This window comes from Dryocola clanedunensis subsp. sulfonylureivorans (genome assembly GCF_016756775.1).
Taxonomy (GTDB): Bacteria; Pseudomonadota; Gammaproteobacteria; order Enterobacterales; family Enterobacteriaceae; genus Dryocola; species Dryocola clanedunensis.
The window spans coordinates 108,123-122,867 of sequence record NZ_JAERMU010000013.1; the positions used below are offsets into that span (position 1 = coordinate 108,123).

General features: G+C 58.8%; 9 protein-coding genes. 8 read left to right on the top strand and 1 reads right to left on the bottom strand.

Annotation, left to right across the window (positions count from 1 at the left end):
- Nucleotides 1-96: 96 nt before the first annotated feature.
- From HYQ67_RS14980 to yegS, 8 genes are all read left to right on the top strand, one after another.
- Nucleotides 97-1,329, top strand: coding sequence for an MdtA/MuxA family multidrug efflux RND transporter periplasmic adaptor subunit (locus HYQ67_RS14980; protein WP_202304655.1), 1,233 nt, complete (start codon nucleotides 97-99; stop codon nucleotides 1,327-1,329).
- Nucleotides 1,329-4,454, top strand: coding sequence for an MdtB/MuxB family multidrug efflux RND transporter permease subunit (locus HYQ67_RS14985; RefSeq protein ID WP_202304656.1), 3,126 nt, complete (start codon nucleotides 1,329-1,331; stop codon nucleotides 4,452-4,454). The genes HYQ67_RS14980 and HYQ67_RS14985 overlap by 1 nt, the downstream gene beginning before the upstream one ends.
- On the top strand, nucleotides 4,451-7,531 hold the full coding sequence (gene mdtC, locus HYQ67_RS14990; protein ID WP_202304657.1) for a multidrug efflux RND transporter permease subunit MdtC: 3,081 nt from the start codon (nucleotides 4,451-4,453) through the stop codon (nucleotides 7,529-7,531). Before HYQ67_RS14985 ends, mdtC begins: the two co-directional genes overlap by 4 nt.
- A 52-nt stretch (nucleotides 7,532-7,583) precedes the next feature.
- Complete coding sequence (locus tag HYQ67_RS14995; RefSeq protein ID WP_202304658.1) at nucleotides 7,584-8,999, top strand: MFS transporter; 1,416 nt, start codon at nucleotides 7,584-7,586, stop codon at nucleotides 8,997-8,999.
- Nucleotides 8,996-10,393, top strand: coding sequence for an envelope stress sensor histidine kinase BaeS (gene baeS, locus HYQ67_RS15000; protein WP_202304659.1), 1,398 nt, complete (start codon nucleotides 8,996-8,998; stop codon nucleotides 10,391-10,393). The genes HYQ67_RS14995 and baeS overlap by 4 nt, the downstream gene beginning before the upstream one ends.
- Entirely contained in the window at nucleotides 10,390-11,112 is a 723-nt protein-coding gene (baeR, locus tag HYQ67_RS15005; protein ID WP_202304660.1) for an envelope stress response regulator BaeR, read from the top strand. The genes baeS and baeR overlap by 4 nt, the downstream gene beginning before the upstream one ends.
- Before the next feature lie 284 nt (nucleotides 11,113-11,396).
- Entirely contained in the window at nucleotides 11,397-12,758 is a 1,362-nt protein-coding gene (trhP, locus tag HYQ67_RS15010; RefSeq protein WP_202304661.1) for a prephenate-dependent tRNA uridine(34) hydroxylase TrhP, read from the top strand.
- 264 nt (nucleotides 12,759-13,022) lie between these two features.
- Nucleotides 13,023-13,922, top strand: a complete 900-nt coding sequence (gene yegS / locus HYQ67_RS15015) for a lipid kinase YegS (protein ID WP_202304663.1) — start codon at nucleotides 13,023-13,025, stop codon at nucleotides 13,920-13,922.
- A gap of 36 nt (nucleotides 13,923-13,958) precedes the next feature.
- Here yegS and HYQ67_RS15020 read toward each other — a convergent pair whose 3' ends face one another.
- On the bottom strand, nucleotides 13,959-14,732 hold the full coding sequence (locus tag HYQ67_RS15020) for an ABC transporter ATP-binding protein (protein WP_202304730.1): 774 nt from the start codon (nucleotides 14,730-14,732) through the stop codon (nucleotides 13,959-13,961).
- Between the last annotated feature and the right edge of the window lie 13 nt (nucleotides 14,733-14,745).

The window sequence follows — 14,745 nt, forward strand, 5'->3', positions numbered from 1 at the left end:
ATACAGTATTCCTTTTTTCCTCCATTTTTCAGGGCTGCCGGGTCACTACACTAGTATCATTGGCTATATCGTTTCAGGAAGAGAAGACGTTTAACTATGAAAGGTACGCACACCACCCGTTGGTTCTGGATTGCAGGGGCGATTATTGTTGTCATCGCAGCCGTTTATTTCTGGCGCAGCGGCTCAGTCAGTGAGCCTGGCGCTCAGCAAGCAGCCCAAAAACAAGGCGGTGGACGCCGCGGTATGCGTGGCGGTGCTTTAGCTCCGGTTCAGGCTGCAACGGCAACCAGCGAAGCCGTACCACGTTACCTTACAGGCCTCGGTACCATTACAGCGGCGAATACCGTTACCGTGCGTAGCCGGGTAGATGGCCAGCTGCTGGCGATTCACTTCCAGGAAGGCCAGCAGGTTAAAGCGGGTGATTTACTGGCGGAAATTGATCCAAGCCAGTTCAAGGTCGCGCTGGCTCAGGCCCAGGGGCAGCTGGCTAAAGATCAGGCCACCCTTTCGAATGCGCGTCGCGATCTGTCTCGCTATCAGCAGCTGGTGAAAACGAACCTTGTCTCCCGTCAGGAGATGGACGCACAGCAAGCCTTAGTCAATGAATCCGTCGGCACCGTAAAAGCAGATGAAGCCTCCGTTGCCAGCGCCCAGCTGCAGCTGGACTGGAGCCGCATTACCGCCCCGATAGACGGACGTGTTGGCCTGAAACAGGTGGACGTGGGGAATCAGATCGCCAGCGGCGATACTACCGGCATTGTGGTTCTGACCCAGACGCACCCTATCGACCTCATCTTTACGCTGCCGGAAAGCAATATCGCCACCGTCGTTCAGGCCCAGAAGGCCGGTAAGACGCTGAGCGTAGAAGCCTGGGACCGCACCAATAAAATGAAGCTGAGCAGCGGTACGTTGCTCAGCCTCGATAACCAGATCGATGCCACTACCGGCACCATCAAGCTTAAAGCCCGCTTTACCAACGAAGACGACGCGCTGTTCCCGAACCAGTTCGTTAACGCCCGTATGCTGGTCGATACCCAGCAGGACGCCGTTGTTATTCCGGCTGCAGCGCTGCAGATGGGCAACGAGGGTAACTTCGTCTGGGTACTGAACAGCGAAAATAAAGTCAGCAAGCACCTGGTGACAACGGGGATTCAGGACAGCCAGAGAGTGGTTATCAGCGCGGGCCTGTCAGCCGGTGACAAAGTCGTGACGGACGGTATCGACCGCCTGACGGAAGGCGCAAAAGTTGAAGTCGTGGAGGCGCAGTCAGCCACGGCCAGCGCGGCGGATGAGAAAGCTGCCGCTAAACCTCACGGAGCGAAATCCTGATGCAGGTCTTACCTCCCAGCGCAACGGGCGGCCCGTCCCGCCTGTTTATTCTGCGTCCGGTCGCCACCACGCTGTTGATGGTGGCCATCCTGCTGGCGGGGATCATCGGCTATCGTTTTCTGCCCGTCTCCGCGTTACCGGAAGTCGATTACCCGACGATTCAGGTCGTCACGCTCTATCCTGGCGCCAGCCCCGATGTCGTGACATCGGCGATCACCGCCCCGCTGGAGCGCCAGTTCGGGCAGATGTCCGGCCTCAAGCAGATGTCCTCGCAGAGCGCAGGCGGCGCGTCGGTTGTCACCTTACAGTTCCAGCTAACCCTGCCGCTGGATGTTGCCGAGCAGGAAGTGCAGGCCGCGATTAACGCCGCCACCAACCTGCTGCCGAACGACCTGCCGAACCCGCCCGTTTACAGCAAGGTGAACCCGGCAGATCCACCAATCATGACGCTCGCCGTGACGTCTACCGCCATTCCGATGACCCAGGTCGAAGACATGGTGGAAACGCGCGTGGCGCAGAAAATCTCCCAGGTGTCCGGCGTGGGTCTGGTGACGCTTGCTGGTGGGCAGCGCCCTGCGGTACGCGTGAAGCTTAACGCCCCGGCGATTGCCGCTCTCGGCCTGACCAGCGAAACTGTTCGTACCGCCATTACCAGCGCCAACGTCAACTCTGCAAAAGGGAGTCTCGATGGCCCGGAGCGAGCCGTTACGCTGTCCGCCAACGACCAGATGGAGTCGGCGGAAGAGTACCGCAACCTGATCATCGCTTATCAAAACGGCGCGCCGGTTCGTCTGGGCGACGTGGCTACCGTTGAGCAGGGTGCCGAAAACAGTTGGCTCGGCGCATGGGCCAACAAGCAGCAGGCGATTGTCATGAACGTGCAGCGCCAGCCGGGCGCTAACATCATCGACACCGCCGACAGCATCCGCAAAATGCTGCCGACGCTGACCGAAAGCCTGCCGAAATCGGTGGAGGTGAAGCTGCTGAGCGACCGCACCACCAACATCCGCGCGTCGGTAACCGATACGCAGTACGAGCTGATGCTCGCCATCGCGCTGGTGGTGATGATCATCTATCTGTTCCTGCGCAACGTCCCGGCCACGATTATTCCCGCCGTCGCCGTGCCCCTCTCGCTGATAGGCACCTTTGCGGTGATGGTGTTCCTGGACTTCTCCATCAATAACCTGACGCTGATGGCGCTCACCATCGCCACCGGCTTCGTGGTGGACGATGCGATCGTGGTTATCGAGAACATCTCGCGCTATATAGAAAAGGGAGAGAAACCGCTGGCGGCAGCGCTGAAAGGCGCGGGTGAGATCGGCTTTACGATTATCTCGCTGACCTTCTCGCTTATCGCAGTGCTGATCCCGCTGCTGTTTATGGGTGATATCGTCGGCCGCCTGTTCCGGGAGTTTGCCGTCACGCTTGCCGTCTCTATCCTTATCTCGGCGGTGGTCTCGCTGACGCTGACGCCAATGATGTGCGCGCGCATGCTGAGCCATGAATCGCTGCGCAAACAGAACCGCTTCTCAAGGGCCAGCGAGCGCTTCTTTGAGCGGGTCATTGCCGGATATGGCCGCATCCTGACCAAAGTATTACACCACCCGTGGCTCACGCTCGGCGTGGCTTTTGGCACCCTGGCCCTCACCGTTCTGCTGTGGGTTTTCATCCCCAAAGGCTTCTTCCCGATTCAGGACAACGGCATTATTCAGGGTACGCTTCAGGCCCCGCAGTCCGTCTCCTTTGCCAGCATGGCCCAGCGCCAGCGGCAGGTAGCGGATGTCATTCTCAAGGATCCGGCGGTAGAGAGCCTGACGTCGTTTGTCGGCGTGGACGGCACGAATCCATCGCTTAACAGCGCCCGCCTGCAAATCAACCTTAAGCCGCTGGACGACCGCGATGACCGGATCAAAGCCGTTATTGCGCGGCTGCAAACCGATGTCGCGAAAGTACCCGGCGTGCAGCTTTATCTGCAGCCGATCCAGGATCTGACGATTGATACCACCGTCAGCCGCACGCAGTATCAGTTTTCTCTGCAGGCCACTTCGCTGGATGAGCTGAGCAGCTGGGTGCCAAAACTCACCGAAGAGCTGAAAACCCTGCCGCAGCTGACGGAAGTGAGCAGCGACTGGCAGGACCAGGGGCTGGTGGCCTACGTCAACGTCGACCGTGCCAGCGCCAGCCGCCTCGGTATCTCGATGTCGGACGTGGACAACGCCCTCTATAACGCCTTCGGCCAGCGTCTGATTTCCACCATCTACACTCAGGCCAACCAGTACCGCGTGGTGCTGGAACACGATACGTCCACCACGCCGGGTCTGAGCGCGCTGGACAACATTCGCCTGGCAAGTAGCGACGGCGGCAGCGTCCCCCTTACCGCGATTGCCAAAGTCGAACAGCGCTTTGCGCCGCTGACGGTGAACCATCTCGACCAGTTCCCGTCGACGACCTTCTCGTTCAACGTGCCGGATGACTATTCGCTGGGCGAAGCCGTAGAGGCCATTACCCAGGCGGAGAAAGATCTGGCGCTGCCTTCGGACATCACAACTCAGTTCCAGGGCAGCACCCTCGCCTTCCAGGCCGCACTCGGCAGCACCATCTGGCTGATCGTTGCCTCCGTCGTGGCGATGTATATCGTGCTGGGCGTGCTTTATGAAAGCTTTATCCATCCGATTACCATTCTTTCCACGTTGCCCACCGCGGGAGTTGGCGCGCTGCTGGCGCTGATGCTGGCGGGAGCCGAGCTGGACGTGATTGCGATCATCGGCATCATCCTGCTTATCGGCATCGTGAAGAAGAACGCCATCATGATGATCGACTTCGCGCTGGCGGCAGAGCGTGAGCAGGGGATGGCACCTTATGAGGCGATTTATCAGGCCTGCCTGCTGCGTTTCCGCCCGATTCTGATGACCACGCTGGCCGCCCTGCTCGGCGCGCTGCCGCTGATGCTCTCAACGGGCGTGGGCGCGGAGCTGCGCCGTCCGTTGGGTATCGGCATGGTGGGCGGCTTAATGGTCAGCCAGGTATTAACCCTGTTTACCACGCCGGTTATCTACCTGCTGTTTGACCGCCTGTCGCACTATACGCGCAACCGTTTTGGCCGCCGTGAAGAGGAACTGCCGTGAAATTCTTCGCGCTGTTTATCTACCGTCCGGTCGCGACCATCCTGCTGACCGTTGCCATCACGCTGTGCGGCGTGCTCGGCTTCCGGCTGCTGCCCGTGGCCCCGCTGCCGCAGGTAGATTTCCCGGTGATCATGATCAGCGCCTCGCTGCCGGGGGCGTCGCCTGAAACAATGGCGTCGTCGGTGGCAACGCCGCTTGAGCGGGCGCTGGGGCGAATTGCGGGCGTCAGCGAAATGACGTCTTCCAGCTCGCTTGGCAGCACGCGCATTATTCTGGAATTCAATTTCGACCGGGATATCAACGGGGCCGCCCGCGACGTACAGGCGGCCATCAACGCCGCGCAAAGCCTGCTGCCCAGCGGCATGCCGAGCCGTCCGACCTATCGCAAAGCCAACCCGTCAGACGCGCCGATCATCATTCTGACGCTGACATCGGACACCTTATCTCAGGGCCAGCTCTACGATTTCGCCTCCACGCAGCTCGCGCAAACCGTCTCGCAGATTGACGGCGTTGGCGACGTTGACGTCGGCGGCAGCTCGCTACCGGCGGTGCGGGTGGATTTGAATCCTCAGGCGCTGTTTAACCAGGGCGTCTCGCTGGACGCAGTGCGCACCGCTATCGACAACGCTAACGTGCGCCGTCCGCAAGGGGCCGTCGAAGAAGACACGCGTCGCTGGCAGCTGCAAACCAACGACGAGCTGAAAACCGCCGCGGAATATAAGCCGCTGATCATCCACTACAACAACGGCGGCGCGGTACACCTGAGCGATGTGGCAAACGTCACCGACTCTGTGCAGGACGTGCGTAACGCGGGGATGACCAACGCCAAACCCGCCATTTTGCTGATTATCCGCAAATCGCAGGAAGCGAACATTATCGAAACCGTGGACCGCATCCGCGCGAAGCTGCCGGAGCTGCGCGAAACCATTCCCGCCGCCATTGATTTACAGGTCGCCCAGGATCGCTCGCCAACCATCCGTGCCTCGCTCGCCGAAGTTGAGCAGTCGCTGGTGATCTCCGTGGCGCTGGTGATCCTCGTTGTCTTCCTGTTCCTGCGTTCGGGCCGCGCCACGCTGATCCCGGCCGTTGCCGTTCCCGTTTCGCTGATTGGCACGTTCATCGCCATGTACCTGTGCGGCTTCAGCCTGAACAACCTGTCGCTGATGGCGCTGACCATCGCTACCGGCTTCGTGGTGGATGACGCCATCGTGGTGCTGGAGAATATCTCCCGCCACCTCGAAGCGGGAGTAAAACCCTTGCAGGCCGCTTTACAGGGCGTTCGGGAAGTCGGTTTTACGGTGCTCTCCATGAGCCTGTCGCTGGTGGCGGTGTTCCTGCCGCTGCTGCTGATGGGCGGTCTGCCGGGGAGATTATTTAAGGAGTTTGCCGTCACGTTGTCGGTGGCGATTGGCATCTCACTGGTCGTCTCCCTGACCCTGACGCCAATGATGTGCGGCTGGCTGCTGAAGAATAAACCCCAGCACACCCCAACCCGTAAACGCGGCTTTGGGCGTCTGCTGGTCGCGATGCAGGAAGGCTATGGGCGTTCGCTGAAATGGGTGCTTAACCATACGAAGCTGGTTGGTCTGGTGCTGATTGCCACCATCGCGCTGAACGTCTGGCTGTATATCGCCATCCCGAAAACGTTCTTTCCGGAGCAGGATACCGGGCGGCTGATGGGCAATATTCAGGCGGACCAGAGCATTTCGTTCCAGGCGATGCGCGGCAAGCTGCAGGACTTTATGAAGATCATTCGTGAGGATCCGGCGGTGGATAACGTCACCGGCTTTACCGGCGGCTCGCGGGTGAACAGCGGCATGATGTTTATCTCCCTTAAGCCGCTGAGCGAACGCAAAGAGACCGCGCAGCAGGTGATTGACCGCCTGCGCAAGGCGCTGGCGAAAGAGCCGGGAGCCAGCCTGTTTCTGATGGCGGTGCAGGACATCCGCGTCGGCGGGCGTTCGGCCAACGCCAGCTATCAGTACACACTGCTTTCCGACAGCCTGGCTGATTTACGCACCTGGGAGCCGAAAATCCGTAAGGCCTTCGCCAGCCTGCCGCAGCTTGCGGACGTCAACTCTGACCAGCAGGATAACGGCGCGGAAATGGATCTGATCTATGACCGGGAAACCATGTCGCGGCTGGGCATCAGCGTCTCGGACGCCAACAGCCTGCTGAACAACGCCTTCGGCCAGCGGCAGATTTCCACCATCTATCAGCCGCTTAACCAGTACAAAGTGGTGATGGAAGTTGACCCGCGCTATACCCAGGACATCAGCTCGCTGGATCAGATGTTCGTCACCAATAGCGAAGGCAAGCCGATTCCGCTCTCCTACTTTGCGAAATGGCAGCCTGCTAACGCCCCACTGGCGGTGAACCACCAGGGGCTGTCGGCGGCCTCCACCATCTCCTTTAACCTGCCTACCGGCACTTCGCTCAGCGAGGCAAGCGACGCCATCGACCGTATGATGACCTCTCTTGGCGTGCCGTCCACGGTGCGCGGCAGCTACGCGGGGACCGCGCAGGTCTTCCAGGACACCATGAAGTCGCAGGTGCTGCTGATCATCGCGGCTATAGCCACCGTCTACATCGTGCTGGGGATTCTTTATGAGAGCTACGTTCATCCGCTGACGATTCTCTCCACGCTGCCTTCCGCCGGGGTGGGCGCGCTGCTGGCGCTGGAGCTGTTCGGTGCCCCGTTCAGCCTGATTGCGCTCATCGGGATCATGCTATTAATTGGCATCGTGAAGAAAAACGCCATCATGATGGTGGACTTCGCGATAGACGCGCAGCGTAACGGCAACCTCACGCCGCAGGAGGCGATTTTCCAGGCCTGCCTGTTACGCTTCCGTCCGATAATGATGACAACGCTCGCCGCACTCTTTGGCGCGCTGCCGCTGGTGCTGACCAGCGGTGACGGTGCGGAGCTGCGCCAGCCGCTGGGGATCACCATCGTCGGCGGTCTGGTCGTCAGCCAGCTGCTGACGCTCTACACCACGCCTGTTGTCTATCTGTTCTTTGACCGGCTGCGTTTGCGCTTTAGCCGCCGCAGCAGCAAACAATTAGTTGGCGAGTAAAATGTAGGGGGGATAAGCGTAAGCGTCATCCACCGATGAGGAATCAGATGAAATGACCGACCTGCCCGCTGCCGTCCGCTGGCAACTGTGGATTGTCGCTTTCGGCTTCTTTATGCAGTCGCTGGACACCACTATCGTGAACACTGCCCTGCCGTCGATGGCGGCAAGCCTTGGGGAAAGCCCGCTGCATATGCACTCGGTGATTGTCGCCTACGTGCTGACGGTGGCGGTGATGCTGCCCGCCAGCGGCTGGCTGGCGGACCGGGTGGGCGTACGCAATATCTTCTTCACCGCCATCGTGCTGTTTACCATCGGCTCGCTGCTCTGCGCCCACTCCTCCACGCTCAATGAGCTGGTCTTATCCCGTGTGGTGCAGGGTATTGGCGGCGCGATGATGGTGCCGGTGGGCAGGCTGACGGTGATGAAAATTGTCCCCCGCGAGCAGTACATGGCGGCGATGACCTTCGTGACTTTACCCGGTCAGATCGGCCCGCTGCTCGGCCCGGCGCTCGGCGGCCTGTTGGTTGAGTATGCCTCCTGGCACTGGATCTTCCTCATCAACCTGCCAGTGGGCATTATCGGCTGCATTGCCACGCTCTGGCTGATGCCCAACTACACCATGCAAACCCGGCGCTTCGACGCGTCGGGATTCCTGCTGCTGGCGTTCGGCATGGCGGCGCTAACCATCGCGCTGGACGGGCAAAAAGGGCTGGGCATTTCGTCGCTGACGCTCGGCCTGCTGGTTGCAGGCGGCGTGCTGTCGATGCTGCTCTACCTCTGGCATGCCAGAGGCAACGAGAACGCCCTGTTTAACCTCAACCTGTTCAAAACGCGCACCTTCTCCCTCGGCCTGTTCGGCAGCTTCTGTGGCCGTATCGGCAGCGGCATGCTGCCGTTTATGACGCCGGTGTTTTTACAGATTGGCCTGGGCTTCTCTCCTTTCCACGCCGGGCTGATGATGGTGCCGATGGTACTGGGCAGCATGGGCATGAAGCGCATCGTGGTGCAGGTGGTTAACCGCTTCGGCTACCGTAACGTGCTGGTTGCCTCCACGCTGGGGCTGGCGCTGGTTATCCTGCTGTTTATGGCCACCGCGCTGCTGGGGTGGTATTACCTGCTGCCGGTAGTGCTGTTTATCCTCGGCATGGTTAACTCGACGCGCTTCTCCTCGATGAACACCCTCACGCTGAAAGATTTACCGGACGACCTCGCCAGCGGCGGCAACAGCATGCTGTCGATGGTAATGCAGCTTTCTATGAGCATTGGCGTAACCGTAGCGGGCATGCTGCTTGGCATGTACGGTCACCATCAGCTCACCCCGGACAGCGGCGTGGTGCACACCGTCTTCCTCTACACCTATTTAAGTATGGCGGTGATTATCGCTCTCCCCGCGCTGGTCTTCGCCCGTGTCCCCAGGGACACCACTAAAAACGTCATTATTGCGCGACGCAAAAGGAAACAATCATGAAACTCTGGCGGCCGGGCATTACCGGGAAACTGTTTCTCGCCATTTTCTCAACCTGCCTGCTGGTGCTGGCGATAATGCACTGGGGCGTGCGGCTTAGCTTCGAGCGCGGGTTTATCGACTATATCAAGCAGGGTAATGAGCAGCGGCTGGATATGCTCAGCGACGCGCTCGGCGACCAATACTCGCTGCACGGCAACTGGCAGTTCCTGCGCCATAACGATCGCTTTGTTTTCAGGATCCTCAAATCGTTTGAGCACGACGAAGATGCCGAGAACCCGAAGATGCCGCCGCACGGCTGGCGTACCCAGTTCTGGGTGCTGGACCAGGACTACAAAGTCCTGGTCGGCCCACGCGGTCCGGTTCCGCCTGATGGCACCAGAAGAGCCATTAAAGTTGACGGGCGTGACGCGGGCTGGGTCATCGCCTCCCCCGTTGAGCGCCTGACGCGCAACACCGATATCAACTTTGATCGCCAGCAGCGGCGTACCAGCTGGATTATCGTTGCGGTATCGACTTTGCTTGCTGCAGCGGCAACATTCCTGCTCGCGCGCGGCCTGCTCGCCCCGGTCAAAAAACTGGTGGAAGGAACGCATAAGCTGGCAGCCGGTGATTTTACGACACGGGTTGCCTCTACCAGCCAGGATGAGCTGGGCAAGCTGGCGCAGGACTTTAACCAGCTAGCCAGCACGCTTGAGAAAAACCACAACATGCGCCGCGCCTACATGGCCGATATTTCTCACGAACTGCGCACCCCGCTGGCGATTCTGCGCGGTGAGCTGGAAGCTATTCAGGACGGCGTCAGGAAATTCACTCCGGATTCCGTGGCTTCGCTGCAGATGGAGGTCGCCACGCTCACCAAGCTGGTTGACGACCTGCACCAGCTGTCGATGTCCGACGAAGGCGCGCTGGCGTACCAGAAAAAATCTCTCGATATCATTAACCTGCTTGAAGTGGTTGCGGGAGCGTTCCGCCAGCGCTTTGACTCGCGTGGCCTGAGCATCCGTCTGGCTCTGCCGGACAATGTGACCATTTTTGGCGACGGCGACCGCCTGATGCAGCTGTTCAACAACCTGCTGGAAAACAGCCTGCGCTATACCGACGCGGGCGGCCAGCTGCTGATTTCCGGCGAGGTCAGCCAGCAGCGGTTCGTGATGACCTTCTCCGACAGCGCGCCGGGCGTGAATGACGAGCAGCTGAATATGCTTTTTGACCGCTTCTACCGCACGGAAGGCTCGCGCAACCGCGCCAGCGGCGGCTCCGGCCTGGGGCTGTCCATCTGCCAGAACATTGTTACCGCCCACGGCGGTACGCTGGCGGCTGGCCATTCGCCTTTCGGCGGCGTCAGCATTACAGTAGAGTTACCGCTGGATCCAGAATCACAGAGGAACGTATGACCGAATTCCCGCTTGATGAAAATGCGCCACGCATTTTAGTCGTTGAAGATGAACCGAAACTGGGCCAGCTGCTGGTGGATTACCTTCGCGCCGCCAGCTACGCCCCGACTCTTATCACCCATGGCAACGACGTACTGCCCTATGTGCGCCAGACGCCGCCGGATCTGATCCTGCTCGATCTGATGCTTCCCGGCACCGATGGGCTGACGTTGTGCAAAGAAATCCGCCGTTTCTCTGAGGTCCCGATCGTGATGGTGACCGCCAAAATCGAAGAAATTGACCGCCTGCTGGGGCTGGAAATCGGTGCGGATGATTATATCTGCAAGCCCTACAGCCCGAGGGAGGTCGTGGCGCGGGTGAAAACGATTTTGCGCCGCTGTAAGCGCCAGCAGGAACCGATCCCAGCGGGAGAAGAAAGCCCGCTGATCATCGACGAAGGGCGCTTTCAGGCAAGCTGGCGCGAAAAGGTGCTGGACCTGACCCCGGCAGAATTCCGCCTGTTAAAAACCCTCTCCCATGAGCCGGGCAAAGTCTTTTCCCGCGAAATGTTGCTCAATCATCTCTACGATGACTACCGGGTGGTCACCGACCGCACCATTGACAGCCATATCAAGAACCTGCGCCGCAAGCTTGAATCGCTCGACGAAGAACAGTCGTTTATCCGCGCCGTCTATGGCGTAGGCTATCGCTGGGAAGCCGACGCCTGCCGGATGGCGTAGGGTGGTTTCCGGAAACAATAAGCGCTACAATTCCCGCCCTAAAAGTGTGGCAATCCCACTTCGCATTAACCGCTTCACCCGGTGAAGCGGTATTGATCGGTGAAATATCTGATACGATCCTGGGACGCAAATATTTCACCAAACAAAAGACAAGGAAAATCAATTTATTGATTTTCGGCAGCTAACCACAAAGAAGGAAAAACCACGCTTTTTCCTTCTTTGTTAGCAAATTAACCGCTTCACCCGGTGAAGCGGTTCTGACCTGACATCAGAACGAGAACATCATGTTTAAACCAGAGCTTCTTTCCCCGGCGGGAACGCTGAAAAATATGCGTTTCGCTTTCGCCTACGGCGCCGATGCCGTTTACGCGGGCCAGCCGCGCTACAGCCTGCGCGTGCGTAACAACGAGTTCAACCACGAAAACCTTCAGCTCGGCATCAACGAAGCCCACGCGCTCGGTAAAAAATTCTACGTGGTGGTGAACATCGCACCGCATAACGCCAAGCTAAAAACTTTCATCCGTGACCTGAAACCCGTTGTGGAAATGGGGCCGGATGCGCTGATCATGTCTGACCCGGGCCTGATTATGATGGTGCGCGAAGCCTTCCCGGAGATGGACATCCACCTGTCCGTACAGGCGAACGCGGTGAACTGGGCAACGGTGAAGTTCTGGAAACAGATGGGGCTGACCCGCGTCATTCTTTCCCGCGAGCTGTCGCTGGACGAAATCGCCGAAATTCGCGAACAGGTGCCAGAAATGGAGCTTGAGATCTTCGTTCACGGCGCACTGTGCATGGCCTACTCCGGCCGTTGCCTGCTGTCGGGCTACATCAACAAGCGCGATCCAAACCAGGGAACCTGCACCAACGCCTGCCGTTGGGAATACAAGGTTGAAGAGGGCAAAGAAGATGACGTGGGCAACATCGTCCATGTTCATGAGCCTATCCCGGTACAGTCTATTGAACCTACGCTGGGCATCGGCGCACCTACGAATAAAGTCTTCATGATGGAAGAAGCCAAACGTCCGGGCGAGTACATGACCGCCTTCGAAGACGAACACGGCACCTACATCATGAACTCCAAAGATCTGCGTGCCATCGAACACGTGGAGCGTCTGACCAAAATGGGCGTTCACTCACTGAAAATAGAAGGCCGCACCAAGTCTTATTACTACTGCGCGCGCACCGCACAGGTTTATCGCCGCGCTATCGACGACGCCGCAGCGGGTAAACCGTTTGACCCAACCCTGCTGCAAACCCTTGAAGGCCTGGCCCACCGCGGCTATACAGAAGGCTTCCTGCGTCGTCACACTCATGACAGCCACCAGAACTATGAATACGGTCACTCCATCTCTGACACGCAGCAGTTCGTTGGGGAATTCACCGGCGAGCGCCGTGGCGACCTGGCCGCAGTGGCAGTGAAAAATAAATTCCTGCTCGGCGATAGCCTGGAGCTGATGACCCCGCAGGGTAACGTCACCTTTACGCTGGAAGTGCTGGAAAACGGCAAAGCGCAGCCAATTGAAGTCGCGCCTGGCGACGGTCACACCGTCTGGCTGCCTGTCCCACAGGACGTAGCGTTAGACTATGCGCTGCTGATGCGTAATTTCGATGGTCAGACCACGCGAAATCCGCATGCTAACTAGTTAATTACGGTTATTTTTTCAGGCCGGGATAATTCTTAGAAACCGATCACACACCGCTTCGCTTGAGTTGGTTATTATCCCCGGGCTGAAAAACATAACCCCAAAATGCTAGTTGTACCAGGAACCACCTCCTTGGCCCGCGCAATCTCCCTTGTGCGGGCCTTTCTTTTTTGCGCGTCATCGCCAATATTTCAGCCAGTTCTTACCCGCCGTGGCCCGGCTTAGGATACACTTTCGACACGATTGATATTCCCGAGGTATGCCATGGAGAAGTTCCCGGAATCACTAGTGATCCTCAACGGCAAAGGTGCCAATAACGATATCCTGCGCAGCGCCGTGAATATTATGCGCGATGAAGGCTATCAGCTGCACATGCGCGTCACCTGGGAGTCCGGCGATGCCGCCCGTTATGTCGATGAAGCCATTGCGCTTGGCGTCGATACCGTGATAGCCGGCGGCGGCGACGGCACCATCAACGAAGTGGCGACGGCGCTGGCGCAGCGGCCGCAGGAGAATCGCCCCGCCCTCGGCATCCTTCCCTTAGGGACGGCGAACGATTTTGCCACCAGCGTCGGCATCCCTACGGAGCTGGATAAGGCGCTGCAGCTGGCAATGGTTGGCCGCGCCTTCGATATCGATCTGGTGGAGGTCAATAAAAAAGCCTTCTTTATCAACATGGCCACCGGCGGTTTTGGGACGAAAATCACCACCGAAACACCGGAAAAATTAAAAGCGGCGCTGGGCGGCGTTTCCTACTTTATTCACGGCCTGCTGCGCATCGATACGCTAAAACCTGACCGCTGCGAAATTCGTGGCGAAAACTTTAGCTGGGAAGGTGACGCGCTGGTGATTGGCATTGGCAATGGTCGCCAGGCGGGCGGCGGGCAGCAGCTTTGTCCGCAGGCGTTAATTAACGACGGCCTGCTGGACTTGCGTATTTTTACCGGTGAAGAGCTGCTGCCCGCGCTGTTAACCACCCTCACCCGCCCGGAAGACAACCCGAATATTATCGACGGGCAGTCCTCCTGGTTTGAAATCACCGCCCCGCACGATATTACTTTTAACCTGGACGGCGAGCCGCTCAAAGGCCGCGAGTTCCGCATTGAGGTTCATCCTGCTGCCCTGCGCTGCCGCTTGCCGCCAAACTGTCCGCTGGTAGGCTAAACCCCGCGCGCCGGGAAACCGGCGCATCGGCACTCGTTAAAACTTCGCCACCCTGCTCGCCATTTCCCGGCTGTACTGCCGACTGGCATTGACCAGCATCTGCGTGTAATCCACCCTCGCTTTTCCCGATATCAAGTCTTCCGTGCCTATCGTCTCCAGAATTTTGCCATGCTGCATCACCGCTACCCGGTGGCACAGGTGCGCAATCACCCCTAAATCGTGCGTGACCATTAAATAGGTGAGTTTCGACTCCTGCTGTAAATCCGCCAGCAGGTTGAGAATTTCCGCCTGCACTGAAACATCCAGCGCGGACGTCGGTTCATCGAGCAATAACACCTGCGGCTCAAGTATTAATGCGCGCGCAATCGCCACGCGCTGACGCTGGCCGCCGGAAAGCTGGTGGGGATAGCGGCTGCGAAAAGCGCGGTTTAGCCCGACTTTATCGAGTATGGAATGAATCCGCCCCTCCCGTTCGCTGAAGCCCTGAATAACCAACGGCTCCTCCAGGATATCACCAACGGTATGGCGGGGATGCAGCGACCCGTAGGGATCCTGAAAGACCATCTGTACCAGGCGGCAGCGTTCGCGGTTAATGCTGTGCCCCAGCGCCGAGCCGTTGATGGCCAGCTCGCCTTGCCAGTGGGTAAACAGCCCGGCCAGGCACTTGAGCACCGTGGTTTTCCCGGAGCCGGACTCCCCGACCAGGCCGAAGATTTCTCCCCGCGCCACGCTAAAATTCACGTCAAACAGAACCTGGTTGGTTTTTGTTCCTTCGCCAAAGGTTAAATTGAGCTGGCTGACCGCAATCATCGACATAGTTCCC